Consider the following 24,644-nt stretch of genomic DNA (forward strand, 5'->3'; position numbering starts at 1 on the left):
CTCACTCCGGCACCGAACACGTCTCCGTGTACTTCACATCCTCGATGGAATCGATGCCGTACTCCCCACAGACGGGACAGTCGGGGTTTCGTTCGAAGGGAACCGTCTCGAAGGACATCGACGACGCGTCGTAGGTCAGGAGCCGTCCCGCGAGCGTCTCGCCGTGATCAAGCGCAAGCTTGATGGCTTCAGTCGCTTGGATACAGCCGATCGTTCCGGGGAGCACACCGAGCACACCGGCGGTCGCACAGTCGGGAACCGCACCGGCCGGCGGGGCTTCGGGGAAGAGACACCGGTAACACGGCCCAGAAGGGCGGATCGTCGTGGCCTGTCCCTCGAATCGGAGGATCGCCCCGTGGGTGAGCGGGATTCCCGCGAGCACGCAGGCGTCATTGAGGAGATACCGGGTTTGGAAGTTGTCCGAGCCGTCGACAACGATGTCGTAGCCGTCGATGAGCGACCGGACGTTGTCCTTCGTCACACGCGTTTCGTGTGTTTCGACAGTCACATCGGGAGCGTGGCGGTCGACGAACGCCGCGGCGCTGTCGACTTTCGGGCGATCGATATCGTTCTCGCCGTGGATGACTTGGCGTTGGAGATTCGATCGTTCGACCACATCGTCGTCAGCGATACCGAGCGTTCCGATCCCGGCCGCAGCGAGATACTCGATAACTGGTGAGCCGAGTCCACCTGCCCCGACGCACAGCACGCGCGTTTCGAGCAGTTGTTGCTGTCCAGCCGGGCCGACATCGTCCATGATGATGTGCCGAGAGTAGCGATCGAGCTGTGTGGCGTCGAGTTCGAGGGCCGCCATGGATCAGTGTTGATGTGCTGAGCGATAAGCGCCTCGGTGAGCGTCCCGTCCCACAGCGTTTAGGACCGACGCACGTCACGACTGAGCATGGACGAACGCATCCACGAACACGCCCGAATACTCACTGACTGGAGCGCCGACATCGGAGCCGGCGACAACGTCGTGATGATCGTCGAGAACGGTGCTCACGAACTGGCGGTTGCGGTCGCTGAGCAGGTCGGCCAGCGGAACGGAAACCTGCTGACGAAGTACACCTCGGGAGAGATCGATCGCGCGTATCTGCGGGCGCACGAGGGGGAATTCGACTCTGACCCAGCACACGCGCTGTCACTGTATGAAAATGCCGACGTTGTGCTGTCGCTGAACGCCGGCCACAACACGAACGCGTGGACGGACATCCCACACGACACTAAGCAGGCCTACGACACGGCCACCCAAGCCGTTCGAGAAGCCCGACTCGACACGGACTGGGTGAAAACGATTCATCCGACGCGAGCACTCGCCCAACAGGCCGGAATGGCGTATGAAACCTACCAGGACTTCGTGTACGACGCGATCATTCGCGATTGGGAGGGTCTCGCAACGGAGATGGATCGGCTGAAACGACGCCTCGATGCCGGAAGCGAGGTGGCAATCCAGACGGCCGCGGGGACCGACGTCACCATGTCGATCGAGGATCGACTCGCGGTGAACAGCGCCGCCACCGTCCGGTATGATTCGCACAATCTGCCGTCCGGAGAAGTGTTCACCGCCCCGACCGACACGGACGGAACGGTGGTGTTCGACGTGCCACTCACCTACTATGGCGAGCGACTCGAACGCGCGACGCTCACGTTCGAAGACGGGCGTGTTGTGGACTATGCGGGAGATAATGAGGACGTGTTAGCGGAGATCCTCACGACGGACGACGGCGCAAAACGGCTCGGTGAACTCGGCATCGGCATGAACCGGGGTATCGATCGGTTTACGAACAACATTCTGTTCGACGAAAAGATGGGCGACACCGTCCACATGGCGCTCGGTCGAGCGTACGAAGCGTGTCTTCCGGACGATCAGACGGGCAATCAAAGCGCCGTCCACGTTGATATGATCGCGGACATGAGCACTGACGCCACGATCGAAATCGATGGCGAGATTATCCAACGAAACGGAACGTTCCGGTGGGAAGAAGAGTTCGATGCCGCGTGAACGCGTGGATCCGAACGCGCTAATAATGATCGAACGGACACCGACGGCATCGAATTAGCACGCTGACAGTTCGTGGGAGTCTTGTTCGGTCGTTCAACGCGGGGTGATCAGTTCAGGTCAATGTCGGCTGATGAATCGTTGCGTTCGAACGTGATTTCGAGGATGCTGTTGTTGAACGTGGCTTTCGCAGAGTGTTCGTCGACGGTCACCGGCAGTCGAAGCTGATCTTCGTACTCGCGGTGGTCGGTCACAGCGGTGATCGTGAGAGTTTTGCCGTCACATTTCACATCGATAGCGTCCTTCTCGATCCCCGGAAGGTCAGCGACGACGTACACGTGATCGTCGTCCGTTTGTGTGGTGATGTGAACATCGTTTCCAAAGCCGGACTCACCGCCCTGGACGCGCATCTCGAAGTTGTTGCCCATCATCTCGTCCATCATGCGACTAAGTTCGTTGAAGATGTCATCGAACGGGTCCCGGTCGCGCGATCCCATGAATAAAGCTCAGGCTCTGTGTGATCAAAAGCCTTCTGAACGCGCCACTTTGATCCTATCACAATAAAATTCTATCGATATCAGCTGCAGTCAGCCGGTGATACGAGAAACAATCAAATAAAATTCATGAACGTGCGTCAGACAACGACCGACCGTGTCACAGTCCGATGCCGAGCGTTTCGTTCGTCGTCGCAATGCTTTCGTTTGCGTCTGCGGTTTCGGTGACAGCACGGATGGCGTCGACGTTCTCCGGGACGACGTCGCTCTCTTGATGAATGGCTTCGAAGAGATAGAGATCGTTGTCTTCCATGCTGATCGATTCCTCCCAGACGCAGTTTTCCCACACGTCTCCGCGGGGTCGTCCCGCGTCGTGAGCGAACTCCTTGAGTTTGCCCGCGCCGTCGATCGCCATCGACTCAGGGACGAGAAACAGTCGGGACTCCTCGCGCAGCAGGTCGCGCACGTCGGCCGCCGTTGGAGACGATTCGAGCGTGACGTTAACGCTGTGGAGGTGCATGAGCGTCGCAGGCACCTTCATGCCGAGCGTGTCGATGTCGAGATCTGGGAACACGGTGTTCACGTCCGGACCGTGGTGGGAGGGAACCGTGATCGGGTTCGGGAGAATGTCGTTGATCGGTCCACGGGAGGTTTGGCCGGGATCTCCACCGCGCCGAACCAGCGTCACGCGGGCTTTCTCCACGCCGTACTGTTCTTGCAGCGGCGTGAGCAACCGGGAGAGTCCGGTCGTGTTACACGAGACGACGCGAACGTGGGACGCACCCGCAGCGGCGCTGTAGTTCCCGCGGGCGTTGAAACTCGTGTCGACGAGATCGGCGTCCTCGCCGCCTTGGTACAGCGCTGGCGTGTCGAGCGACTCGTACATCGATTTGTTGTCCGCACCGATCCCGGAGGGACAGGCGTCGACCACGACATCGCTTTGCTCCACCAACTCAGAAACCGTGCCAGCGAGACCGATGCCAGCCTCCTCGAACAGTTCGACCCGCTCCTCGACGGCGGTGTACAGCGGGTAATCCTTCCGAACAGCGGTTTGGGCTTCGAAGTTGGGGCGGGTTTTGGCCACCCCGGCGAGTTCCATGTCCGGCTGTTGTGTCACTGCGTCCGCGACGCGTTTCCCGATCGTTCCATACCCGTTGATTCCGACCGTGAGCATACGTGTTCGTGCACCACCGACGACGGTAAACGTTTCTCTCTCGTCGGAGTCTCTCGCGGCGATTTACTCGTATCTGAGTGATCTTCATGGTCGATGACAAGCGGAGCTCTCGAAGGCAACACCTAATCCGTGCTCCCACCAGGTACCGGTATGGCCGATCCAATCACTGAGACAGAGTCATCCGAGCGGGCTGTCGCGGCAGAAACAGCGGTTAACCAGTGCATGGGGCTAGAGCGTGACGAAAGCTGTGTGATCGTGACCGACGCGAAACGTGAGCCGATTGGGGAAGCGTTGTACCGGGCTGCCCGAGAGCAGACGGAGAATGCGACGATCCTCCGGTATCCACCGGGCGACCAACACGGCGAGGAGCCACCCGAACCGGTTGCGGCGGCCATGCGTGAGGGTGACGTGGTGCTTGCCCCGACGACCAAGAGCCTGAGTCACACGCGGGCACGCACGGACGCAACCGACGCCGGTGCGCGGGTCGCTACCCTGCCCGGAATCACCGACGAAGTGTTCACGACCGGACTCGACGCCGATTATGCGGCGATCGAGCGCCACAGCAACGCGGTGTTCGAACAGGTGAACGACGCGACAGAACTCCGTGTGACAGCCCCCGCTGGTACCGACATCACATTCACAGTTGCGAGCCGTGAGTGGCGACAGGACACTGGCATCGTCCACCAACCGGGCGAAATGTCGAACCTACCGGCCGGAGAGACGTTCATCAGTCCCGAATCGGCAAACGGAACGTTCGTCGTCGACGGGACGATGCGACCGTACGGGCTGCTTGCGTCCGAACAGACGCTCGCGTTCGAAGTCGAAGACGGCTACGTCACCTCAATCAGCGATGACCAGATCCGCGAACAGGTCGAAACGGCTGCCGAGGCGGTTGGACAGGACGCGTACAACCTCGCGGAGTTGGGGATCGGCACGAACGTCGCCGTCACTGAGCTGATCGGCTCGGTGTTGCTCGACGAAAAGGCCGCCGGGACCGTTCACATCGCTATCGGTGACGACGCCGGGATCGGTGGCGACACTGACGCCCCGTTGCATCTCGACGGCATCATCCGCAAGCCGACGGTGCACGCCGATGGCGAACTCGTGGAACTGCCCACCCCACAAACGACGGACGACACGAGTGAGTGAACGGACGGCTCTGGTGAGCGACGATCACCTCTGTGGCCGTGACGAACGTCCTTTATCCCTGTAGCGACTATCGACGATATGAGCGATTCGACGCCAACGCACGTACCGGCGCCGTGTCCGGCCTGTTCCCCGGACGTGGCGACGGCCCACGAGCTGCTCTCACCGGGCGGTCAGGCGACTGTCAGATGCACCGAATGCGATCACGTTCACAAGACGCGGATCGAAGAGGACGACACTGTCGAACGAGACGTGATCGTCTCCCAAGGAGGAGAGTCGTTTCACACCAACGTGGACGCCCCGGCGTCCGAAGAGATCGCGGTCGGTGAGGAGTTCATCGTCGACACCGAGGAGATGCTCATGACCGTCCGGATCACGGCGATAGAGCTGCCGGACAAGCGGGTCGAACGCGCGACTGTCGAGGCGGTACAGACGATCTGGACGCGGGCGGTCGACAACGTCTCTGTGTCCATCACGCTGAATCCAACCGAGGGCAGCTACGACGAGACGCGGAGCATCGACGCGCTCGTGCCCGGTGATGAGGAGTTCACCGTCGGAGCGACCGAAGAACTGGGCGACGAGGAGTTCACGATCAAATCGATCAAGCTCCGGGAGAATGCGGCGGGATACGACCACGAACAACTCGATTTTGCCGGCGACACCGCGACCGCGAAGGACATCCAGCGCGTGTACGCCGATGACGAATCGAGCGCCGCGTGGTCGGTGTGGTAACACAGAACAATGTCTCACGAGAACGACCGTGAGCGGCTCGTAGAAGTCCTCTCTCGAAGTGATCGCGTTCACCGAGCGTCCGTACTCGAAGCGATCGGGACCGTGCCCCGCCACGAGTTCGTTCCCGACAACCAGACACAGCAGGCCTACCACGACCGACCACTCCCGATCGGCCACGGTCAGACGATCAGCGCACCCCACATGGTCGCCATCATGACCGATCGATTAGCGCTCTCACCAGAAGATCGAGTGCTTGAGATCGGTACGGGGTGTGGGTATCACGCCGCTGTCGTCGCTGAGATCGTCGACACCCCCGTCTACAGCGTCGAGTACCAAGCCGAGCTCGCTGAATCGGCTCAACAACGGCTTGATCGCCTCGGCTACGATGTCACCGTCACAACCGGCGACGGTCGTGACGGCTGGCCCGAGCACGCGCCCTACGACGCCGCGTATCTGACGTGTGCCACGCCGGAACTCCCGGATCCGGTCATCGAACAACTCGCCACCGGTGGGCGGATCGTCGCACCGGTCGGAACGAGACGGCAACAGCTCATCGTTGCCGAGAAGGAAGCGGATGGATCGCTGACTCGCAGGACCGACGGCTACGTCCAGTTCGTCCCGATGCGGGGGTGAAGAACGAGACAAATGCCCTGATTCTCGAACACAGTGGTGACATCCTCGCCCGTCCCAAGAGGCGAGGAATTTTGCCTGTAGAACGGCAAACAGTCGGTACGTCTCTCGAATTTTATCCGGATAATTTTTACCCGGCTGGTGCAAGTATTGCCACATGAGCCAACAAGTGACGGAAGTACACGAACACTACATCAACGGCGAGTTCGTCGCGGGAGCGGGTGAGGAGACGTTCGAATCGACGAATCCGGCAACAGGAGAGACGCTCGGGACGTTCCAGCGCGGGACCGAAGCGGATGTCGAGCGCGCTATCGACGCCGCAGAGCAAGCGTTCGAGGAGTGGCGCGATCTCTCCCACATCGATCGCGCGGAGTATCTCTGGGAGATCTACCACGAACTCAAAGAGCGAACGGAAGAGTTGGGCGAGATTGTGACCAAAGAATGTGGGAAGGAGATCTCGGAGGGGAAAGCCGACGTGGTCGAAGCCGCCCACATGGTCGAATGGGCAGCCGGCGACGCGCGCCACCCACACGGCGACGTGGTTCCGAGTGAGATTCCGAGCAAAGACGCCTACATGCGTCGCAAGCCGGTGGGCGTCGTCGGCTGTATCACGCCGTGGAACTTCCCGGTGGCAATTCCCTTCTGGCATATGGCCGTCGCGCTCGTGGAAGGCAACACCGTTGTCTGGAAGCCCGCTGAGCAAACGCCGCTGTGTGGACAGGTCATCGCGGAGCTGTTCGAATCGACGGGGATCCCCGACGGCGTGTTCAACATGGTGCAGGGATACGGCGACGCCGGTGCGGAAATCGTTGACTCCCCGACTGTAGATACGGTGTTGTTCACCGGCAGCGCAGAGGTAGGCCACGAGATCGCCGGCACGGTCGCCGCCCGTCCGGGAACGACGTGCGCGTGTGAGATGGGCGGCAAAAACGCGGTGCTCGTCACCGACGAAGCGGATCTCGACGTGGCTGTCCACTCCGCCGTGATGTCCTCGTTCAAAACCACGGGCCAGCGGTGTGTGTCGAGTGAGCGTCTCATCGTTCACGAGGACGTGTACGAGGAGTTCAAAGCGCGATTCGTCGAGTTAGCGGAGAGCGTTGCCGTCGGGGATCCACTCGACGCGAATACGTTCATGGGACCGCTCATCGAACAGCGTCAAGTCGAACGGTTCCACGAGTACAACGATCTCGCACGCGAAGAGGGTGCGAACGTGCTCGTGGATCGGGCCGAACTCGACGACGAGGAAGTCCCCGATGGACACGAGAGCGGGAACTGGATCGGTCCGTTCGTGTACGAAATCGACTACGACGACGCGGGTGAGACGCGGTGTATCCGTGAAGAGGTGTTCGCCCCTCACGTCGCACTCATGAAATACACCGGCGACATCGAGCGCGGGGTCGAGATCCAAAACGACACACCCTACGGATTGGCCGGGGCAATCATCTCCGAGGATTACCGACAGATCAACTACTACCGGGACCACGCCGAACTCGGACTGGCGTACGGCAATCTCCCGTGCATCGGTGCGGAAGTCCACCTGCCGTTCGGTGGCGTGAAAAAGTCGGGCAACGGCTACCCAAGCGCACGCGAAGTCATTGAGGCGGTCACTGAACGAACCGCGTGGACACTCAACAACTCACGGGACATCGAGATGGCACAAGGTCTCTCAGCGGACATCACGACCGAGAAGTAGCGCACGACTTCTGTTTCTCTTCGAAACCGAAAACGACCGAGACGAGGAAGCCGCTGGGATGAGGCCGGCATCCCAGCGACACCGGGCGATGAGGGAGGTGAGTTGTCTTGCCGGTCCGACGAGAAAAGCGTCGACCCGGCAGTTGAATGTTCGTTCGAACGATAATAAATATTCCCACCGCGGCGCGCCGATCGAGCGGTGTTCGTCATCATTGATTATATTCATGCTCAATCTATCATTATAGAACCACACGGTGGAAACGGTGCTACCGTCGGTCATCGAGCGCAGGGAACTCCGCGCGAACCGAGTCGACACGGTCGGGATCGATAGTGGCAGTGACAAGCGTCGGATCGGCACCCGCGCTGGCGACGGCCGTTCCCCATGGGTCATAAACAGTCGAGCGGCCGAGCAGCGTGGCGTCCTCGAACGCACCGGTGCCGTTAGTGGCAGCCACATACCAGAGGTTTTCGACCGCTCGTGCCTTCGCGAGCAGTTTCCAGTGTTCGACTCTGGGATAGGGCCACGCGCTCGGAACGAACACGAGCGTCACGCCGGCGTCGAGAAGAGAGCGGTACAGTTCAGGAAACCGGAGATCATAGCAGGTGGTGAGTCCGACGGTAAAGCCCTCGAAGGAGACCGTCGGAAGCCGTTCGCCGGGAACGAGAAGCTCTGACTCTCGGGAGTCGTACCCGAACAGGTGGCGTTTCCGGTACACCGCTTTCCGTGTCCCATCCCGGTCGAAAAAGACGGCCGTGTTCGCCAACCCCGTCGCGGCCGGTCCCGCATCCGTTTCGGTGAGATCCTCGATGATGGTACCGGCAACCACCGCGATGTTGTTCTCTCGGGCCGCCGCCGACAGCCGCGAAAGCGTGGGTCCCGACAGCCCTTCAGCGTGTTCGGCGTAGGCGGAAAAGGAGAAGTAGCCGACGGTGAACGCCTCCGGGAGACAGACGACATCGACACCCCGGTCGGCGGCGTCAACGATGGCAGCCTCGGCCCGGTCGACGTTGCCCGCAACGTCGCCCGGCTCGATTCGGAGCTGTGCGAGTGCGATCTTCATTTCCGGGGAATCATTCGCCCGAAAACATATACTAACCGGTGGGGAACACCGGAACATGCCGAGTCACCAGAACAAAGGGGTACAGTTCGTTGGTGGATTTCTCGCGTCGGTGATGGTTGCATACTGGATACGCAGGCGTGATGCAGGTGAACGGAAGATCAAAGCCCAAATCTACGGTGCCATCGGCAACGCTATCGGGCTGTTCGTTGGCTGCAAACTGGCCGAGCGAGCCGAGCAGTAGTGCCGTCCGTAGCAGACCGATCACTACCCGGAGCGATTCAAATCGTCGTACAGCGCGTCGCGGAGGTTGCGGAGTTCCTCGTCGAGGTGTCCTTTGAAAAAGCGTTCGACGCCAGGGAGCTTGCCGTCGACCGTGAACTGGTTAGTGAGCTGTGATCCGTCCGCCGTGGCTTCGAGACGGTGCTCACCAATGACGTGGACCGCAGAAGAACGGCCGACGAATCGGACGTACGTGGGCGGCTCACGATCCGTTTCTTCGGTTTCAACCGAGATGGTGCGATTGAGAAGCGGCAGCGGAAGCTCGATCTGCCAAACCGCGGTCCTGTCACCAGTTTCTTCGAACCCGTGGACCACGCTGATGGCACGGGCGCGCTTTTCCGGGTCAGCAATGAAGTTCCATACGGTCTCGGGGGCTGCGCTCACGTCAAACGTCTGGTTTACCCGGACGGTCATGCCTCTGTTTCGCCAGTCGGGATAAAAAGTCCACTACTCCGGCGTAACCCGCCACGTCGTTGACCGCGCACGTCCCCATTTCTCGATCTCGACATCCTCTGCGCTGTCAGCGAGTCGCGGGAGGCGCGCGCCGACCTGTTTGGAAGACAAACCGAGCTGGTCGGCAATCCGTTTAGCACGAAAATATCGCTTGCCCGACTCGACACTCTCGTGGAGGTAATCGAGAATGCGTTGGTCTTCATCGTTCAGTGATCCCATAGGCGGTAAATAGGCGCTCTAGGGATTAATGATTTCGGACGACCCATACACGTGAAGGACAACGATGAGAACGGTACCCGAAAGCATCGCCCCTGCAAATCCCCATCCCGCAAGCAACTGCTGTTCCGTTAGACCCATTGTGAGCATCACGAGCGCTCCGATAAGACCGAGCACACCGAACAGCATCGCCACGCCAGTTCGCATGTCAGTGTCGACGGTCGCTGTCTTCGCCATACCCACCCGAGGGTGCCGGGTGAATAAAATTCCCGCGATTCGTCACTAGCCGTGATCACGATCACTCCGGCGATCCGAGGGTGCTCACGCCGGTACCGAGACACCATCCTTTTGTGAGCCGGGACAGAAACAGTGCCATGGCCGACAACGAAGAACAACCGGACGAATCTGGGAGCGAGGAACCGACTGACGAACTCGAAACCGAGGAGACTCCGGAAAGCGAGGAAAGCGAAGGAGACGAAGAAGAGAAAACGTTCCGCGAGCGCGTCGAAGAGATCAGACAGCGCCGCGAGGAAGAAGGCGAAGGAGACGACGAGCGACCCCAAGAGCCGTTCGGCGGTGGCGGTCCCGGCGGCATGGGTGGCGGCGGCGGGAACCCGTTCGCACAGATGATGGGCGGTATGATGGGCGGTGGCGGTCCCGGCGGCATGGGCGGCATGGGTGGCGGTCCCGGTGGACGAGGCGCTCAGGGACCCGAATCCGAAGGCAACGAGGAACTCGTCCGCGAAGTCCGTAAAGTCCGCGACGAACTCCACGATGTGCGCCGTGAACTCGAACGCATCGCGGACGCCTTAGAAGAGTAGTACCAGTCCGCCCATACGGTCAAAACGCCGACAGAGCGCTCTGGAGGCGCCGGTCGGTCGCGCCTTCAGTGAGTTCGTATCCCACGAGATCCCGAAGATCGACCGCGTACGTTCCTTCGTTCCGATCAAGCACGAGGATTCGTCCTTTCGTTCCGCGAACCGTACCCCGAAAGAGCGTTTCCGGTACCGGCTGTGATCGGAGATCAAGTCCGTACTCGAACGCGAACGTCTCGATGGGATCGTACCCCGCGAGCAGCTCGGTCCACGCAGGAGTAGAAACCGGTCGACCGAGACCGGCGATCTTCTCGGGCACACGGACACGATCAGTAAGATCGGCAGCGATCTCCTGTTCGATTTCGCGGGCAATCCGTCCGTTCGGAACGGTTCGAATGTGTGCCGCCCGGTCTGCACCTTGCTCGCGGAGTCGGGTTTCGAGTCGGTCACGCTTCGTCACACCGACCTTAAACGTCGACGGCGCGAACGCGGCGAGATACACCGCATGCGTCTCATAACAGTCCATCTCCGGTTTCAGACACGTGCCAGTGCAACGCGCACAAACCCACGTCCGTTCATGGATGTCGCAGTACGGGGCCGATGACGCCGCACACTCCATGTGGTCAGCGGCCGTGATCGTCCCAGCACAGTGGCGCTCACCCAGCGTGGAGTCGAGTTCGACGCCCGAATCGAGCGCGATCGACTCGACCAACCCGCCGCTCGCCACCTGAAGCGTTCCGGTGTCTGAACGATACCCGACGACTTGCACAGCATCTCCACACGTTCCCGCGATAAAGCCCTTCCGCGTGTTGAACGTCCGTTTCATCGGGCTGCCTCCCCCTTCAAAGCGGACGGCACGACAAGCACACGCAGGCATAGATCCTATTAGTATACAATGGTTTTTTCATGACATGTGGCCTACCCCATACGGAGAGTTTGACGGTCCTCTCGACGGACAACCGCGGGAGGAAACGATTCCGGTTCCCTGTGAGAGCGGTCGGGTCACAATCCGTGTGAGCAAGACGGCAACCCCATCGCTTGCGATTGATGTCGGATCGCGGTGGAAGGTCGCGTACACGCTCGAACTGGACGGGATGACCCGGACGGAAACGGTGGGCTACGCGTCCACGTACAAAGACGCGGTCTCAGCGGTTCGGTCGTACCTCGCTTCCATCCGGTCGGCACGAGTCAACCGTGATCGGCTGGACGCGCTTGACGTGAAATCACAACTCGATTCGCTCGCCCCATCCGGGTCAATGCCCATGATCACCGGTGTCGAGGAGTGCCGACGGGACAACGAACGACGGTCTCCACCACCAAGCCGACTGTAGCTTCGACGCCGGTCACCGCCTTCATCTCGTTTCTCACCATCGCTGATGGCTGTCCGAACACCGAACCAATTCGTGTGTACGTCTGCCATCAACAACAACGAGGATTTTATTCTCACCCATCACGTAATAAAGAGGCAGCATGATAGTACAAGCTCCCGGTGTGAAACGATCACTACTCAGTATAGAAACACGTCTGTCGGCTCGTCTGAAGGCACTGCAGCGGATCGGCGTTACCGTCCGTTGTTCGAGTATCGATAGACGCCGACACCGCTCGGATCGGTCCGTAGTGGGAGCAGTACAGCGCACGAGCGGAGAGCGATACAGGGCATCGGAGCAGGTCCTGACCGATCGGAGCAACTCGCTCGAGCATCCACCAGCTCCGAGTCCTGTCCGAGAGCGGTGTTCAGTGACCGAGAGAAGCGCGCTCTCGTGTGATGGTCGCATACGCAGGCGAAGAGCCTACCTTGGCTGATAGTGTAGGATCAATAGCACAATCATGTCCAACGACTGGCGGTCGGCGACAGGCATATCACCACACCAGATCTCGCAAGCGAACGAAAAAGAGGAGACAGAGATCGCTACGTCCCTCTCGAACGACACAGTGATCGTCGTTTCGAATCGCCAGCCATACCGACATCGGTATCGACAAAACGAAGACGGCGATCCGACGATCACGGTCGATCGCCCCACAGGTGGACTCACTGCCGGACTGGATCCAGTCATGCAGCGCCTCAACGGCACGTGGATCGCGTGGGGTGACGGCGAAGCAGACCGCGATACGACGGACGAGGACGGGCAGTTGTCAGTTCCCCCGGAGGACCCCCAATACACGCTACAGCGGTTATGGCTCACCGATTCCGACGTAGAGGGCTACTACTACGGGTACAGTAACCGTGCGCTGTGGCCGCTGTGTCACCTCGCAATGGGGAACACGGAATTCGATAGTGCGCAATGGCGACAGTATCAGGCGGTAAATCAGAAGTTCGCGGACGGGGTGCTTGAGCACGCAACCGACGATTCGGTGATATGGTTTCAGGACTATCATCTCGCGTGTGCTCCGAAACTCGTCCGCTCCCAGAGTTCGTCTGACCCGTTTATCCTTCATTTCTGGCACATCCCGTGGCCGCCGGTCGACGCGTTCCGGGCGTGTCCACAGCATCAGGAGCTTCTCGAAGGGTTGCTCGGAAACGACCTTATCGGGTTTCACGTGCCCCAGTACTGTCGGAACTTCATGGAGTGTGTCGAGACGTTGGTCGAACACGCCGAGGTCGAGCACGACAGCGGACGGATCCGTCACGAGGGACGTGAGACGATGGTGAAAGCGTTCCCGATGGGTGTCGACGCAGACACGATCAAGCAGCAAAGTATGAACGTTCCCGAATCAATGTGGCAGGAATTCAAAAACGAATTCGGGTTAGCGTCCGATCACCGGGTTGTTCTCGGGGTGGATCGGCTGGACTACACCAAGGGGATCCCCGAACGGCTCAAGGCGCTCGAACATCTCTGGGCAGAGCGGCCCGAGTGGCGTGGGGAGTTCACGTACGTTCAAAAAGGATCAGAGAGCAGATCGCAGATTCCGGCGTATCAGCAGCTCCAAGAGCGAGTGAGTACCATTACCGAACGGATCAACGATCGCTTTGGGACGGACGACTGGCAGCCGGTGATCATGATCGAGGAAAAACTCCCGAGAGACACGTTGTGTGGTCTGTATCGGTACAGCGACGCCGCCCTTGTGAGTCCACTCCGAGACGGCATGAACCTCGTTGCCCAAGAATACGTCGCCTCACAAGTCGATGACGACGGCGTGCTCGTGTTGAGTGAGCTCGCTGGATCCCACGAACAGCTCGGGGACGCCGTGATTTCGGTCAATCCCTACGATACCGAGTCCCACGCTGACGCGATCGAGCAGGCGATCACGATGCCCGAGACCGAACGACGCCATCGATCGCGCCGGCTCCGGCGGAAAGTACACAACAACAACATCAACGTGTGGCTACACGACATGTTCGACACTGTCGATCAGCTTCGAGGAGACGGGGGGACCTAACGAGGAATGGACGATTCGACAGACACTCAGCACGACACAGTGGCATCGGTTCCTTGGATACTTTCAGAGACCGACCGGCTCGGTCAGCAGTTGGCAACCACCGACGCTCAGCGGCTGTTTCTCGGGCTCGATTTCGATGGGACGCTTGCACCCCACGTCGACGAGCCGTCGGCCGCTGAGCCGACAGCCGAAAATCAGGAGTTGCTCCGAACGCTTAGCCGCCAAGCAGGGGTCGATATCGCGGTGATCAGCGGCCGCGCGTTAGACGACGTGCGCGATCGCGTGGGGATCGACGGCGTCGAGTACGCCGGCAACCACGGACTCGAACTCGATGGCGCATCACCCCTGTCAGATCCCGACGCGACGCGGGCACAGATTCGAACCGTCTGTGACCGCCTCGAAACGGAGATCGATCACGAGGACTGTGCGATCGAAAACAAAGGCATCACGGCAACGGTTCACTACCGGCGGGTCGACGACGAGGAGAGTAAAGCCCGGATCCGATCGATCGTCGAGACCGTCGTTGAAGACGACGCCAGCGATCTCCGGTGTACACGCGGGGCAAACATCGTAGAGATACGACCGGCGATCGACTGGGACAAAGGCGAGGCCGTTCAATGGTTTGTCGATCGCCGTTCCGATGCGTGCCTTCCGATGTATATCGGTGACGACACGACCGATGAGGACGTGTTTCGTGCCATCGCGCCCGACGGGATCGGTGTCCACGTCGGTACCGACGGCACCGCAGCAACCTACCGGGTTGCCGATGTCGAAGCAGTGACAGCGGTGTTACAGTGGCTCGCGGACGCTGGTGTGGACGAGTTGGTTGGTGAGAACAACTCAAACCCCTGAGAGACGCTGCATAATTTCTGCGTCAAGGACGGACGACAACCCCGGCGGCCGGCGAGCGACTCCGGTTTTGGAACGCTCGGATTCACCCTCGCTTCCGACGGCACGCAGATGTTGTAGTGTATCGAACACATTCATCACAACGCTATTCTACGTTAGCGACCCTAGTTACCAAAGAGCACACCATGCGCACCTACGACACCGACAGCATCACGCTCGAAGAGGTGCGGGACAACGTATGGGAGATTCCCCAGTCCGGCGAGATGAACGTGCCGGCGCGAGTACTGGCCAGTGAGTCGCTGTTAGAGGAAATCAGTGGCGACAGAACGCTTCAGCAGCTGAAAAACACGACCGAGCTGCCGGGTATCACCAAATACGCCGTTTGTATGCCCGACGGCCATCAGGGGTACGGCTTCCCGGTCGGTGGTGTCGCAGGGATCGACGCGGAAACCGGCTGTCTCTCGCCCGGCGCTGTGGGGTATGACGTGAACTGCGGCGTCAGGATGATGCGGACGAACCTCACCTATGATGATCTCACTGGAACCGAGACAGAACTGGTCGAGACGCTGTTCGAGGCAATTCCCTGCGGACTCGGTGGCGGCGGCGTGCTTGAAGTGGACCGCAAGACGGTGGATGAACTCCTCAACGCCGGTGTGGAGTGGGCGGTCGATGCCGGCTACGCGGTTGAGGAGGATCTCCGACGGTGTGAAGACGAGGGAAGACGGCCCGAGGCAACTCCAGACGCAGTTTCACAGGAAGCCAAAGACCGGGGAAGATCCCAGATCGGGAGCCTCGGCAGCGGAAACCATTTCCTCGAAGTGCAGCGCGTAACCGACGTGTTCGATCCGGAAATCGCTGACGCGTACGGATTGGAACCCGACCAGATCGTCGTACTCATCCACACCGGAAGCCGAGGCTTGGGGCATCAAGTCTGCACTGATTACCTTGCAGCGATCAAACAGAGCCATTCCGAATTACTCGACTCGCTCCCGGACACCGAGTTGGCGGCCGCACCAGCAGGCAGCGAACTCGCGGCGTCGTACTACACCGCGATGTGTGCGGCGATCAACTTTGCGTGGGTCAACCGGCAGGTGGTGATGCACCAGACCCGAGAGGTGTTCGAGACGGTGTTCGATCGGCCGTGGGAGAGCATGGGAATGGAACTGCTGTACGACGTTGCTCACAACAGCGCGAAGCTGGAAACCCACGAGATTGACGGTGAAAACCGCGAGTTGTACGTCCACCGCAAGGGATCGACGCGGGCGTTCCCGGCGGGCCGTGAGGAGATCCCCGAGACGTATCGGTCGGTCGGACAGCCTGTACTCATTCCCGGGAGCATGGGAACTGGAAGCTACGTTCTGTGTGGCGGTGACGCCGCGATGACCGAGACGTTCGGATCGACCGCACACGGTGCCGGACGGGTGATGAGCCGAACGCAAGCCAAACGGGAGTTCTGGGGCGGTGACGTACAACAGGAGCTACAAGATCAACAGCACATCTACGTGAAAGCCGACAGCGGTGCGACGATCGCAGAAGAGGCCCCCGACGTGTACAAAGACATCGATGAGGTGATTGCGGTTTCGGAGGCGCTGGGAATCGGTAAACCCGTCGCACGGACGTTCCCCGTCTGTAACATCAAGGGGTAGCGAACGAGTCCAGTTGTTCGTACTGGATACGATAGTCGCGTTGTCACCGATCGACACTGCCGAGTACGAGGTCGAGGCTTCCGAGCGAGGCGATCAGATCGGGGACGTACTCGCCTTCGGACATCTCGGGGAGCGCAGACAGGTTATGAAAGCACGGGCTGCGGATTTTGAACCGTGCGGGGGTGTCGGTGCCGTCACTGCGGATGTAGACGCCGAGTTCACCTTTCGCGGATTCGACGGCGCGATAGATCTCGGTGTCGGGATCGGGTTTGAGCGTTCGGGGGACGTTGCTCTGGATCGTCCGGTCGTCAGCGGGCCACGCTTCGAGGCGATCGACACACTGGCGGATGATGTTGGCGCTTTCTTCAACCTCACGGAGGCGAACCAACACGCGCGCATAATTATCACAGCCGTCCTCGGTGACGACGTTCCAGTCGAGTTGGTCGTAGTAGCCGTACGGATCGTCTCGGCGGAGATCGTACTCCACGCCCGACCCACGAGCGACCGGTCCCGTACAGCCGTACTGCTTGGCAGTCTCCGGCTCAAGAACACCCGTGTTCACACACCGGATCTGAAACACTTCGTTGCGCGTCAGGAGATTGTGGTACTCCTCAAGAACCGACGGCAGCTGGTCTAAGAACGCTCGTATCTTCTCGAAGAATTCCTCACGGGGTTCGGGGAGGTCCCACGCGACGCCGCCGATCCGGAAGTAGTAGAACATCATCCGTTGCCCGGTGAGGTCCTCGAGGATGTTTTGAACGAGTTCACGATCCCGGAACGCGTACTGAAAGATCGCCGTGAAATCCCCGTACACGTCGAGCGCGAACGTGCCGACGGCGAGGAAGTGACCCAACATGCGTCCGAATTCGGTCGCCATCGTGCGCAACACCTGCGCATACTCGGGCACGTCGATATCTGCGAGATCCTCAATAGGACGCGCGACGGCCCACTCGTTGGGAAGGTTGGCCGTGTAATCCCACCGGTTGGAGTACGGAATGATCTTGTGTCGGTACGTCCCTTGTTGGCACATCTGTTCTTCACACCGGTGGAGATAGCCGATGTCGGGGGTAACGTCAGCGACTTGTTCGCCGTCAAGCGTCGTTTCGAGGTGGAGCACGCCATGAGTCGCTGGGTGGTGTGGCCCGATGTTGAGAAACATCGTTTCGGTGTCACTGGAAGAAGGTTCATCCACCGGCGCGTCGACCGCGCTGGTTTCACCGACCTGATCACTGTCGGCCGCCCGGCGGTCGGACTCAATCGGATTGACGTGTTCGCGCAGCGCAACAACTTGGTGTCGTTCCTGATCGTAGTCAAGTCGAAGGGGATGGCCTTGCCACGTTTCGGGCAGCAGAATCCGGCGCAGATCCGGATGCCCTGCATACTCGATGCCAACGAGATCGTACGCCTCCCGTTCGTGCCAGTTCGCCGTTTCATACACCGGCGTCGCCGTCTGGCTCACAGGCTGGTCTTTCGGCGTCGGGACGACGACACCCAATTCTCGCGTCGGTTCATCGAAGCTTCGAAGATGGTAGATCGACTCGAAACGGTCGTCGTACTCCTGAGCGGTGAGACACGAGCAATGGTCGAACCCGGCGTTGTCTCGAAGAGCGTACAGCACGTCCTGTACATCGTCCGGACGGATGACGACCGCCTCGGCGTTGCCGTGTTCTTCGCGGTCAATCACGCGATTCCCCAACAGTTCCGTGATCGCGTCGTAGTCCGTTGACGGCAGGTCATCGGTATGAATGGTTTCCGAACTCATGGTTGTGAGGGAGCGGACTTCTCATCACGTTCGAGCGTTCGCCCGGCGGCGTAGGTGACAAACGCCAGCAACACGAACGGAACGACGAGCAGAAAGAGGGAGATACCGAGCATGAACGGGTTCCCGAGGTACGGATCGTACACGGCGAACAAGACGAAAAAGAAGACGAGTATGACCAGTGGAATGATATTCACGGTGATATCGAGGATCGTCTGCCATTCGAGCGCGTACTTACTCATAGGAGAACACCGTATGTGATCCGTGGACAAACGACTATGGGTGGTATATTCAAGCCCAGACGACGCCCGGCCGTAGCTGTCAACGAACGATTCCGATCACGATCGATTCAAGTACGTCATTGCCTGTTCGTCCTGAACCTGATCGAACCGGTCGTAGAACTGCCCGACGGCGCGGAAGTTCGGCGGAGTTTCGAGACAGACAACCGTATCGACCATCGAGCGCAACGCGTCGATCGTTTGTGGTGATCCGACGGGTACTGCCAGTACGACCCGGTCGGTCCCGGCATTGGTGAGGCGCTCGATACAGGCTCGGACGGTCGCTCCCGTGGCGATCCCGTCGTCGACGATGAGCACCGTTTTTCCTTCGATCGTTGGCGGCTCTCGATCGCCGCGATACCGCTGTTCTTTCTCGCGGGCTGCAGTTGCCATCTCCGTCCGCTCGCCGTCAAGATACGCAGTGTCGATGTCGAGCGTCTCGATCGCGTCCTCGTTGAGCCACACGCTGCCGTCGCTCGCAACCGCACCGATCGCGTACTCCGGGTTGTGGGGCGCGCCGATCTTCTTGGCGACAACGATATCAAGCGGAAGATCGAGTGTGTCGGCCACAGCACGACCCAACGGCAACCCCCCTCTCGGAATCGCTAACACGATGTCACCTCCCACACCCCGCTCGGTTAGCTCTGTGCCGAGTCGGTGGCCCGCCTCCGTTCGATCGGCAAAGCTCATACCATAACTTCACGCCCGATCAGTAAGTATACTCGTTTTATAATTATTAATACCATTTCTGGCGGTGCCAGCGGCGTCTCCCCAAAGTGGTCAAAACAGGTCATTCGTGTGGTCGATGGACGTATTCGATCCGCTCCCGAAACTGTTAGTGAATAATGGTACCAAACAACACATCCAGTCAGGGAGGAGCGTACGACCGGCTCCGATCCATCGTGGTAGTCATGCTCCTCGTCGTCAGCGCCCTACTGCTGGCAGGAGTGGCCGTGGTACCGTTGTTGTTCGCGTTCTCTGCGGTTGGAATCGCTCCGACCAGCACCGTCGGCTACGTCATCCTGATCGTAGAACAACAGCTCGTGTTCGGTCTCGTGGCCGTGGTGTACGCGATCTACACCGATCCAGAACTCATCGCCGTTCGACGGCCTACGGTTTGGGGTCTCGGATGGATCGTCGTGGGAATCGTGTTGCTGTTGGGCACCGCTCAGCTGATCAGCGTCTTATTACGATACGGAGGATTCATGGCGGGAACCAACCAGATCGAACAGATCGCTCGCGTCCGTCCGCAGCTACTGCTTTATCTGATACCGCTTGCGATCGTGCTGATCGGGCCGGGAGAAGAGCTGCTGTTTCGGGCTGGTGTTCAGGGTCGGCTTCGTAGGTCGTTCGGAGCGCTTCCGGCGATCGTGCTGGCAAGCGCGCTGTTCGGACTCGTCCACGTTCCAGCGGTGGCCACAAGCACTACCATTGGCGTCGGGAGCTACGTCTTCACTGCGTTCGTTCTCGGATTGGTGCTCGGTGGACTGTACGAACGGACGAACAACCTCCTCGTTCCAGCACTCACACACGGGGTGTACAACGCGATCCTGTTCGGTGCCCTATACGCGTCGCTCACCGGTATCGGATGACGGTTCGGTACAGTTCCGCCCCTGCGAGCGGTCCCCGATCTTCGCGGTGGTTTGAAACCGATCAGAACGATAATGCGCTGTTCACGGACGGAGATCGCGTCGGTCAGTTTCGGCGGTCGGTCCGATCAGTCGTCAGTCGATGCGTGTTCTGTACCCGGAACATCACTTCCGAACTCCGAATCAGTGAGATCCGCCTCGCGCCACGTACCACGCTTGAACCAGAGATACGCGATGACGCCGCCCGCGATGTTCGAGACAGGGAATGCGATCCAGAGTCCGACGGCATCAAGTGCGAGGATGTTGGTTCCGACCCACGCGACCGGCAACCGAACGATCCCGAGCGCGACGAGTGAGATGACCGCGGCGACCAGCGTCTTGCCAGCCCCGCGGAATCCGCCGGTGTACGCCCGCATGACGCCGATGAACCCGAACGTCGGTGCCGAATACCGGAGGAAGTCTGCGGCTGCTTCAATGACGGCGGGATCGTTCGTGAAGACGGCAGCGACCGGGGCGGCGGCGAGCCAGACGATGACGCCGAACGTGGTCAGACCGATCAGCATGATGCGAGAGCCGAAATGATTAGTTTCGGCCGCTCTGTCTTGCTTTTTTGCGCCGATGTTCTGACCGGTCATCGTCTCGATGCCCTGGGAGAGCGCGAGCGCCGGCAGGAATATCACTGAGAACACTCGCGTGCCGATCCCGTAGGCGGCGACAACGGTCTCGGGGAACGCAGCGATGATGAACATCAACAGATTGATCGAAAGCGATCGGGTGGTCCCCTCGATCGAGGCCGGGACGCCAATGTCGAACACTCGACGGGCGAACGAAAGATTGGGCGTCATCTGTGAGAGCCGGATCTGGACGCCGCGTGTCCCCCGGAACATGATCCATATTCCGACCACAAACGCGAGAATCCGGGAGAGCACCGTGGCAATCGCTGCGCCTTCGATGCCCGATCCGGTGTAACCCGTCAGCCCGAACAGCCACGTTTCGAGACCGCGCATGCCGAGATAGCCAAACAACGGGTTGCTCTCAAAACCGAAGATGAGGAGCGGGTCAAGCACGATGTTGAGCACGACTGATCCGAACATCACGAGCATCGGCGTGATCGTGTCGCCGTATCCCCGCATCAGGGAGATGAACACCGCAAATCCGAAGACCGCAACCAGTCCAGCCGAGAACACCTGCATGTAGCCGGTCGCTTGGGCCGCAACGTCGGGCGCGGCTCCGAGGAGGGTGAGGAAATCCTCAACGAGGAAATATCCTGCGCCGCCGAGTATGAGTGACGCGACGACGGCGTAGGTGATCGTTTGTGACGCGGCGTACTCCGCTTTCCGTTCCTCACCAGCACCGACGTGTTGGGCAACGAGTACGCTGCCAGCCACAGAAAGCCCCAGTGCCAACGAGATCAGCAAGAAGACGATCGGAAACGCGAAGCTGATCGCCGCGAGCGCGGTCGTGCTGTACTGACCGAGCCAGAAGGTGTCTGCGAGGTTGTACGCGGTCTGAAAGAGATTCGTGACGATGATCGGCAGCGAGAGGTAGAATAACGGCCAGCCGATGCCACCGTCGGTGAGATCGAACTCATCTTTGGATTTAAACAGCTTGCTGAACACTGATCGGAGATTCACTTTGAGATCACCTCGGAACTAATGGAGGCAACACTCACGTGGGACCGTCCGGCCCGACGGAGCAGTCGACGCGCGCTCCCGTTGGGACCGGGAACACCGGTAGTCCGGTTTCGGTTGGTTCCCTGTTCAGGCGAGGGGAGCAAGAAACCGTAGCGGTCCGCGCGCGCTGTACGTGCGGTCCTGCTGATCGATTCATCCATATCGATACGGAGCGACCGCTCTCGACGATTACACCACGCCAAGTCGGTCACCCCTGCGAGTTCGTCAGTCGTCTCGTCAGTCATGTATTATTAGTAAGTAGAAACTGACCGTCCAGTCAGCTCGTATCGTAACTGACTGTCCAGTCAGTTAAATAGCTGTTGGAATCGAATGATATTCCCTGTTGTTAGTTCCCGTGAAAGTATGTCTCTCAGTGTCTTGGGCGTGGTCGGCCGTTTCACCGTTTCGAGATCCGATCGTTCGTGCTACTTCTTTCTTGGTGGTGTGTCGAAGGTGATGTCACAGTTCGGGCAGGTGACGATGGGTCGAGCCTCTGGGGTAAGCGTGGCCCGCAGTTCGCCGTGATCGCACTCCGGACACGTCGTTTTCGGCGTTTGGGTGTGCGAGCAGTCGGGACAGACGAGCGTGAGTTCGTCGTTGGTCGCTATCCGGAGATTGGAGTGGTCACACGCTGGACACGCAAACGGGAGCCGCACGTCTGCCGTCTCGCGGGGCGCACCCACTGCGAGCACCACAAGGTCCTCCGTGCCAGCGTTCCGTCCGGAGTGGAACGCACCGGGAGCGAACCGGATCACCTCGCCAGCGCCGACGGTGATCGGGCCGTCCAGCGTCTCGAACCGCGCTGTTCCTGTGAGGACGACGAACAGTTCCGCTTGGTCCATGTGGGCGTGAACGCCGCCGGGGAGTCCGCTGTCAGGGGGGATCCGGTAGTGAGTGATCGCCACGTCGGACGTTTCCAGCGGATCTGATAGCTTGCGTTGGTCGATGGCTCCGGGGCCCGGATCAAGCGCCGTGAGCGAGACCGTGTTCATGCCCCGTCACTCCTCAGCGTCGGAGGCGGGGACAACCTTCTTGCCGGTCTCTTTGGGGATCACGCGCCGGTCGGCGTCGGTCCAGTCCTGCTCCAGTTCGCGGCCCTCGAACAGTCGATCGAGGAAGACGGCGAGTCCGGCGACTTCAGAATGGGGTTGGTTGGTGACGGCGACGTTGAAGTCCGCCCGGTCGTACACGTCGAAGGGGACCTTTTCGGCTCCCACGACGACGAGCAACGGGTCGGTCGTCGCTCGGAGGTCGTCCTCGACGGACTGGACTGGCAGCCCGTACATCGTCAAATGCGCGATCGTTCCCTCGAAGCTGCTCACCAGCCGTTTGGGCTGGTCGGTCGTTTCGACGGTGAACGGGCCACCGAACCGGTCGGTGATGTCGGTGATGGTGTCCCGGGAGTGGGAGGCGTCCGTCGAGAGCACCACCCGGTCGGCCCCGAGCGCCCGAGCGGTGAGACCGACGTGGGTGGTCATCCGGTCGTCGCGTCCCGGCCGGTGCCCGAGTCGGAGCACGGTTACCTCGTGGTCGTACATATCGCGCCTAACGCCGGGATGGGTTAGGCGGTTTCGCTGTCCGGTTGTGTTCCCGGCGGGAGGCGATCGGTGGCTATACCCCGATGGGTAGCGATGCTCTGTTCAGGAACGCGTTGCTCCCGGCGGGACTGAATCCAGATGCGGAACGTGTTGCCGTTACCCTTCGTGGACCGTTATAAGATCCGTGTACAGGGGGGGGTCCACGAAGAGGGCGGGCGATGAGACCGATGGAGAATGCTTTATTTGGGTTCTCCGCGGATTTTCACCCCCTCTTTCAACTGTGCCAGCGGCCACGAAGGCATTGAAACGGCGTCGTTCCGACATCGCCGCTACTGCCGTCGTAGACTTTCAACTGTGCCAGCGGCGACGAAGGCATTGAAACTTGTTTTCTCATAGTTCGGTCTGAATAATGTGCGACTTTCAACTGTGCCAGCGGCCACGAAGGCATTGAAACTGTAACACCGCTTTACCTTGTCGCTGTGATCGCGTGTTAGGACCGGATCACTGAAACAGACCGACGAGTCTCACACAGACAGGCGTCTCCGAGAATCGAATTAATCGACTGCTTGAAGACGGTCATCCTCACGTTTCTGTGATTCCCCGTATGTGGTAGTCGGGCACGTCATATTGTCAGCCAGTATGACCATTTCCTTACCGGCAATGCTAGTGAAATAAGAGAGGCTATTCGACGACAATCTCCGAAGGAGCGGGATGATTGATCGTCCGCGACACGTCCCCCTCTGACTCAACGACGTTGAGCCGATAGCGTCCCTCTGGCTCCTCAATCAGATATGCTTTCCACGGCTCCCACTCTGGACCGTCGATGCGGTGTTTGAAGGTCATATTAAACTGGACGACGCGCTCAACGGCGACGGTGTCGCTATCTTGAACCAGCGAGAGAATCCCGCCCTTTAGGGCGGGCGTGAATCGCGTCACCCGACTACGCAATCCACAGTCTATAGCAGCCCGAATACCAAACGGAATCTATTAGTGCCAAGGAAACGCACAAAGAATTGTGCGAACTGAAATCGATATGGAGCGAGGGAGCGACCTCCATGAGCGGGTGAAAGACTACGCCCGCGACAATGGCATCCGACATCCTCGTGCCTACGCTGAACTCATCGAGCAAGGATTGGACGCCAGTGACAACGATAACTAAGACGTTACAGGCGACGTTTGCGCCACCCACTGCGCACAAGCAGTCGAAACTCAACGACCTGCTCGACACGTACCGTGACGGGCT

Annotated in this window: 29 protein-coding genes; 13 read left to right on the forward strand and 16 right to left on the reverse strand. The window is 59.8% G+C overall.

Annotated features, from left to right (window positions below; translation table 11 throughout):
• Position 1 precedes the first annotated feature (1 nt).
• Positions 2 to 814: an SAMP-activating enzyme E1 gene (gene ubaA / locus EIK79_RS14625; RefSeq protein WP_124955974.1), complete on the reverse strand. Its 813-nt coding sequence runs from the start codon at positions 812 to 814 to the stop codon at positions 2 to 4.
• Between the two features lie 87 nt (positions 815 to 901).
• Between ubaA and EIK79_RS14630 the strand changes: the two genes are divergently transcribed.
• Positions 902 to 2,002, forward strand: a complete 1,101-nt coding sequence (locus tag EIK79_RS14630; RefSeq protein WP_124955976.1) for an aminopeptidase — start codon at positions 902 to 904, stop codon at positions 2,000 to 2,002.
• Positions 2,003 to 2,109: 107 nt separating this feature from the next.
• Here the strand turns inward: EIK79_RS14630 and EIK79_RS14635 are convergent, their stop codons facing one another.
• Positions 2,110 to 2,496, reverse strand: coding sequence for an Hsp20/alpha crystallin family protein (locus tag EIK79_RS14635; RefSeq protein WP_124955978.1), 387 nt, complete (start codon positions 2,494 to 2,496; stop codon positions 2,110 to 2,112).
• Between the two features lie 157 nt (positions 2,497 to 2,653).
• A complete protein-coding gene (locus tag EIK79_RS14640; RefSeq protein WP_124955980.1) occupies positions 2,654 to 3,667 on the reverse strand; it encodes a type II glyceraldehyde-3-phosphate dehydrogenase in 1,014 nt (337 codons plus the stop codon).
• Positions 3,668 to 3,817: 150 nt separating this feature from the next.
• Here EIK79_RS14640 and EIK79_RS14645 point away from each other — a divergent pair, with 150 nt between their 5' ends.
• The 4 genes from EIK79_RS14645 to EIK79_RS14660 all read left to right on the forward strand — a co-directional run bounded on the left by EIK79_RS14645 (position 3,818) and on the right by EIK79_RS14660 (position 7,868).
• Complete coding sequence (locus EIK79_RS14645; protein WP_124955982.1) at positions 3,818 to 4,816, forward strand: aminopeptidase; 999 nt, start codon at positions 3,818 to 3,820, stop codon at positions 4,814 to 4,816.
• Positions 4,817 to 4,894: 78 nt separating this feature from the next.
• On the forward strand, positions 4,895 to 5,545 hold the full coding sequence (locus EIK79_RS14650) for an HVO_0476 family zinc finger protein (RefSeq protein WP_124955984.1): 651 nt from the start codon (positions 4,895 to 4,897) through the stop codon (positions 5,543 to 5,545).
• Between the two features lie 9 nt (positions 5,546 to 5,554).
• Complete coding sequence (locus EIK79_RS14655; protein ID WP_124955986.1) at positions 5,555 to 6,178, forward strand: protein-L-isoaspartate(D-aspartate) O-methyltransferase; 624 nt, start codon at positions 5,555 to 5,557, stop codon at positions 6,176 to 6,178.
• Between the two features lie 154 nt (positions 6,179 to 6,332).
• Positions 6,333 to 7,868: an aldehyde dehydrogenase family protein gene (locus tag EIK79_RS14660; protein ID WP_124955988.1), complete on the forward strand. Its 1,536-nt coding sequence runs from the start codon at positions 6,333 to 6,335 to the stop codon at positions 7,866 to 7,868.
• Between the two features lie 265 nt (positions 7,869 to 8,133).
• Here EIK79_RS14660 and EIK79_RS14665 read toward each other — a convergent pair whose 3' ends face one another.
• On the reverse strand, positions 8,134 to 8,928 hold the full coding sequence (locus EIK79_RS14665; protein WP_124955990.1) for a carbon-nitrogen family hydrolase: 795 nt from the start codon (positions 8,926 to 8,928) through the stop codon (positions 8,134 to 8,136).
• Between the two features lie 55 nt (positions 8,929 to 8,983).
• Here EIK79_RS14665 and EIK79_RS14670 point away from each other — a divergent pair, with 55 nt between their 5' ends.
• On the forward strand, positions 8,984 to 9,169 hold the full coding sequence (locus tag EIK79_RS14670) for a hypothetical protein (RefSeq protein ID WP_124955992.1): 186 nt from the start codon (positions 8,984 to 8,986) through the stop codon (positions 9,167 to 9,169).
• Positions 9,170 to 9,192: 23 nt separating this feature from the next.
• On the opposite strand, the gene EIK79_RS14675 is transcribed toward EIK79_RS14670, so the two are convergent.
• The 3 genes from EIK79_RS14675 to EIK79_RS14685 are packed head-to-tail and all read right to left on the reverse strand — an operon-like array spanning position 9,193 to position 10,113.
• The gene (locus tag EIK79_RS14675; protein WP_124955994.1) at positions 9,193 to 9,621 is read right to left on the reverse strand and encodes an SRPBCC family protein; all 429 of its coding nucleotides are present in this window, start codon (positions 9,619 to 9,621) and stop codon (positions 9,193 to 9,195) included.
• Positions 9,622 to 9,654: 33 nt separating this feature from the next.
• Positions 9,655 to 9,879, reverse strand: a complete 225-nt coding sequence (locus tag EIK79_RS14680; RefSeq protein ID WP_124955996.1) for a DUF7123 family protein — start codon at positions 9,877 to 9,879, stop codon at positions 9,655 to 9,657.
• Positions 9,880 to 9,897: 18 nt separating this feature from the next.
• A complete protein-coding gene (locus tag EIK79_RS14685; protein ID WP_124955998.1) occupies positions 9,898 to 10,113 on the reverse strand; it encodes a DUF7525 family protein in 216 nt (71 codons plus the stop codon).
• A gap of 137 nt (positions 10,114 to 10,250) precedes the next feature.
• Here EIK79_RS14685 and EIK79_RS18210 point away from each other — a divergent pair, with 137 nt between their 5' ends.
• Positions 10,251 to 10,697 carry a hypothetical protein gene (locus tag EIK79_RS18210; protein ID WP_124956000.1) on the forward strand — a complete coding sequence of 149 codons (447 nt, stop codon included), beginning with the start codon at positions 10,251 to 10,253 and terminating at the stop codon, positions 10,695 to 10,697.
• A 19-nt stretch (positions 10,698 to 10,716) separates the two neighbouring features.
• On the opposite strand, the gene EIK79_RS14695 is transcribed toward EIK79_RS18210, so the two are convergent.
• The gene (locus tag EIK79_RS14695; protein WP_124956037.1) at positions 10,717 to 11,460 is read right to left on the reverse strand and encodes a DUF2797 domain-containing protein; all 744 of its coding nucleotides are present in this window, start codon (positions 11,458 to 11,460) and stop codon (positions 10,717 to 10,719) included.
• A 142-nt stretch (positions 11,461 to 11,602) separates the two neighbouring features.
• Between EIK79_RS14695 and EIK79_RS14700 the strand changes: the two genes are divergently transcribed.
• From EIK79_RS14700 to EIK79_RS14715, 4 genes are all read left to right on the forward strand, one after another.
• On the forward strand, positions 11,603 to 12,022 hold the full coding sequence (locus tag EIK79_RS14700; RefSeq protein WP_124956003.1) for a hypothetical protein: 420 nt from the start codon (positions 11,603 to 11,605) through the stop codon (positions 12,020 to 12,022).
• A gap of 496 nt (positions 12,023 to 12,518) precedes the next feature.
• Positions 12,519 to 14,069, forward strand: coding sequence for an alpha,alpha-trehalose-phosphate synthase (UDP-forming) (locus EIK79_RS14705; RefSeq protein ID WP_124956005.1), 1,551 nt, complete (start codon positions 12,519 to 12,521; stop codon positions 14,067 to 14,069).
• Between the two features lie 6 nt (positions 14,070 to 14,075).
• On the forward strand, positions 14,076 to 14,921 hold the full coding sequence (gene otsB / locus EIK79_RS14710) for a trehalose-phosphatase (protein WP_124956007.1): 846 nt from the start codon (positions 14,076 to 14,078) through the stop codon (positions 14,919 to 14,921).
• Between the two features lie 182 nt (positions 14,922 to 15,103).
• A complete protein-coding gene (locus EIK79_RS14715) occupies positions 15,104 to 16,564 on the forward strand; it encodes an RtcB family protein (RefSeq protein WP_124956009.1) in 1,461 nt (486 codons plus the stop codon).
• 43 nt (positions 16,565 to 16,607) lie between these two features.
• Here EIK79_RS14715 and EIK79_RS14720 read toward each other — a convergent pair whose 3' ends face one another.
• From EIK79_RS14720 to EIK79_RS14730, 3 genes are all read right to left on the reverse strand, one after another.
• Positions 16,608 to 18,326, reverse strand: a complete 1,719-nt coding sequence (locus tag EIK79_RS14720; protein WP_124956011.1) for an NADH-quinone oxidoreductase subunit D — start codon at positions 18,324 to 18,326, stop codon at positions 16,608 to 16,610.
• Positions 18,323 to 18,565 (reverse strand): DUF6684 family protein, encoded by a 243-nt coding sequence (locus EIK79_RS14725; protein WP_124956013.1) that lies wholly within the window; start codon positions 18,563 to 18,565, stop codon positions 18,323 to 18,325. Before EIK79_RS14725 ends, EIK79_RS14720 begins: the two co-directional genes overlap by 4 nt.
• A gap of 96 nt (positions 18,566 to 18,661) precedes the next feature.
• Positions 18,662 to 19,291 (reverse strand): phosphoribosyltransferase, encoded by a 630-nt coding sequence (locus tag EIK79_RS14730; protein ID WP_124956015.1) that lies wholly within the window; start codon positions 19,289 to 19,291, stop codon positions 18,662 to 18,664.
• Positions 19,292 to 19,446: 155 nt separating this feature from the next.
• On the opposite strand from EIK79_RS14730, the gene EIK79_RS14735 reads away from it, so the two are divergent.
• Entirely contained in the window at positions 19,447 to 20,193 is a 747-nt protein-coding gene (locus tag EIK79_RS14735) for a CPBP family intramembrane glutamic endopeptidase (RefSeq protein ID WP_124956017.1), read from the forward strand.
• A 125-nt stretch (positions 20,194 to 20,318) separates the two neighbouring features.
• Here the strand turns inward: EIK79_RS14735 and EIK79_RS14740 are convergent, their stop codons facing one another.
• From EIK79_RS14740 to EIK79_RS14760, 5 genes are all read right to left on the reverse strand, one after another.
• The gene (locus EIK79_RS14740) at positions 20,319 to 21,824 is read right to left on the reverse strand and encodes an MATE family efflux transporter (RefSeq protein WP_124956019.1); all 1,506 of its coding nucleotides are present in this window, start codon (positions 21,822 to 21,824) and stop codon (positions 20,319 to 20,321) included.
• Positions 21,821 to 22,108: a hypothetical protein gene (locus tag EIK79_RS14745; protein WP_124956021.1), complete on the reverse strand. Its 288-nt coding sequence runs from the start codon at positions 22,106 to 22,108 to the stop codon at positions 21,821 to 21,823. The genes EIK79_RS14740 and EIK79_RS14745 overlap by 4 nt, the downstream gene beginning before the upstream one ends.
• A gap of 180 nt (positions 22,109 to 22,288) precedes the next feature.
• A complete protein-coding gene (locus tag EIK79_RS14750; RefSeq protein WP_124956023.1) occupies positions 22,289 to 22,855 on the reverse strand; it encodes a cupin domain-containing protein in 567 nt (188 codons plus the stop codon).
• Positions 22,856 to 22,861: 6 nt separating this feature from the next.
• Positions 22,862 to 23,401 (reverse strand): tRNA (cytidine(56)-2'-O)-methyltransferase, encoded by a 540-nt coding sequence (locus EIK79_RS14755; RefSeq protein WP_124956025.1) that lies wholly within the window; start codon positions 23,399 to 23,401, stop codon positions 22,862 to 22,864.
• A gap of 681 nt (positions 23,402 to 24,082) precedes the next feature.
• A complete protein-coding gene (locus EIK79_RS14760) occupies positions 24,083 to 24,337 on the reverse strand; it encodes a hypothetical protein (protein ID WP_124956027.1) in 255 nt (84 codons plus the stop codon).
• Positions 24,338 to 24,434: 97 nt separating this feature from the next.
• Here EIK79_RS14760 and EIK79_RS19065 point away from each other — a divergent pair, with 97 nt between their 5' ends.
• Positions 24,435 to 24,560 (forward strand): hypothetical protein, encoded by a 126-nt coding sequence (locus EIK79_RS19065; RefSeq protein ID WP_267900544.1) that lies wholly within the window; start codon positions 24,435 to 24,437, stop codon positions 24,558 to 24,560.
• Positions 24,561 to 24,644 lie beyond the last annotated feature (84 nt).

This window comes from Halocatena pleomorpha, from assembly GCF_003862495.1.
GTDB lineage: Archaea > Halobacteriota > Halobacteria > Halobacteriales > Haloarculaceae > Halocatena > Halocatena pleomorpha.

Excerpts from the sequence above, each read along its gene's own strand:
- EIK79_RS19065 (WP_267900544.1), top strand. The coding sequence starts at position 24,435 with ATGGAGCGAGGGAGCGACCTCCATGAGCGGGTGAAAGACTACGCCCGC.
- otsB (WP_124956007.1), top strand. The coding sequence starts at position 14,076 with ATGGACGATTCGACAGACACTCAGCACGACACAGTGGCATCGGTTCCT.
- EIK79_RS14645 (WP_124955982.1), top strand. The coding sequence starts at position 3,818 with ATGGCCGATCCAATCACTGAGACAGAGTCATCCGAGCGGGCTGTCGCG.
- EIK79_RS14730 (WP_124956015.1), bottom strand. The coding sequence starts at position 19,291 with ATGAGCTTTGCCGATCGAACGGAGGCGGGCCACCGACTCGGCACAGAG.
- EIK79_RS14720 (WP_124956011.1), bottom strand. The coding sequence starts at position 18,326 with ATGAGTTCGGAAACCATTCATACCGATGACCTGCCGTCAACGGACTAC.
- EIK79_RS14675 (WP_124955994.1), bottom strand. The coding sequence starts at position 9,621 with ATGACCGTCCGGGTAAACCAGACGTTTGACGTGAGCGCAGCCCCCGAG.
- EIK79_RS14655 (WP_124955986.1), top strand. The coding sequence starts at position 5,555 with ATGTCTCACGAGAACGACCGTGAGCGGCTCGTAGAAGTCCTCTCTCGA.
- EIK79_RS14640 (WP_124955980.1), bottom strand. The coding sequence starts at position 3,667 with ATGCTCACGGTCGGAATCAACGGGTATGGAACGATCGGGAAACGCGTC.
- EIK79_RS14755 (WP_124956025.1), bottom strand. The coding sequence starts at position 23,401 with ATGTACGACCACGAGGTAACCGTGCTCCGACTCGGGCACCGGCCGGGA.
- EIK79_RS14750 (WP_124956023.1), bottom strand. The coding sequence starts at position 22,855 with ATGAACACGGTCTCGCTCACGGCGCTTGATCCGGGCCCCGGAGCCATC.
- EIK79_RS14745 (WP_124956021.1), bottom strand. The coding sequence starts at position 22,108 with ATGACTGACGAGACGACTGACGAACTCGCAGGGGTGACCGACTTGGCG.
- EIK79_RS14700 (WP_124956003.1), top strand. The coding sequence starts at position 11,603 with ATGTGGCCTACCCCATACGGAGAGTTTGACGGTCCTCTCGACGGACAA.
- EIK79_RS18210 (WP_124956000.1), top strand. The coding sequence starts at position 10,251 with ATGGCCGACAACGAAGAACAACCGGACGAATCTGGGAGCGAGGAACCG.
- ubaA (WP_124955974.1), bottom strand. The coding sequence starts at position 814 with ATGGCGGCCCTCGAACTCGACGCCACACAGCTCGATCGCTACTCTCGG.
- EIK79_RS14630 (WP_124955976.1), top strand. The coding sequence starts at position 902 with ATGGACGAACGCATCCACGAACACGCCCGAATACTCACTGACTGGAGC.
- EIK79_RS14685 (WP_124955998.1), bottom strand. The coding sequence starts at position 10,113 with ATGGCGAAGACAGCGACCGTCGACACTGACATGCGAACTGGCGTGGCG.
- EIK79_RS14715 (WP_124956009.1), top strand. The coding sequence starts at position 15,104 with ATGCGCACCTACGACACCGACAGCATCACGCTCGAAGAGGTGCGGGAC.
- EIK79_RS14660 (WP_124955988.1), top strand. The coding sequence starts at position 6,333 with ATGAGCCAACAAGTGACGGAAGTACACGAACACTACATCAACGGCGAG.
- EIK79_RS14650 (WP_124955984.1), top strand. The coding sequence starts at position 4,895 with ATGAGCGATTCGACGCCAACGCACGTACCGGCGCCGTGTCCGGCCTGT.
- EIK79_RS14705 (WP_124956005.1), top strand. The coding sequence starts at position 12,519 with ATGTCCAACGACTGGCGGTCGGCGACAGGCATATCACCACACCAGATC.
- EIK79_RS14665 (WP_124955990.1), bottom strand. The coding sequence starts at position 8,928 with ATGAAGATCGCACTCGCACAGCTCCGAATCGAGCCGGGCGACGTTGCG.
- EIK79_RS14670 (WP_124955992.1), top strand. The coding sequence starts at position 8,984 with ATGCCGAGTCACCAGAACAAAGGGGTACAGTTCGTTGGTGGATTTCTC.
- EIK79_RS14680 (WP_124955996.1), bottom strand. The coding sequence starts at position 9,879 with ATGGGATCACTGAACGATGAAGACCAACGCATTCTCGATTACCTCCAC.
- EIK79_RS14735 (WP_124956017.1), top strand. The coding sequence starts at position 19,447 with ATGGTACCAAACAACACATCCAGTCAGGGAGGAGCGTACGACCGGCTC.
- EIK79_RS14635 (WP_124955978.1), bottom strand. The coding sequence starts at position 2,496 with ATGGGATCGCGCGACCGGGACCCGTTCGATGACATCTTCAACGAACTT.
- EIK79_RS14725 (WP_124956013.1), bottom strand. The coding sequence starts at position 18,565 with ATGAGTAAGTACGCGCTCGAATGGCAGACGATCCTCGATATCACCGTG.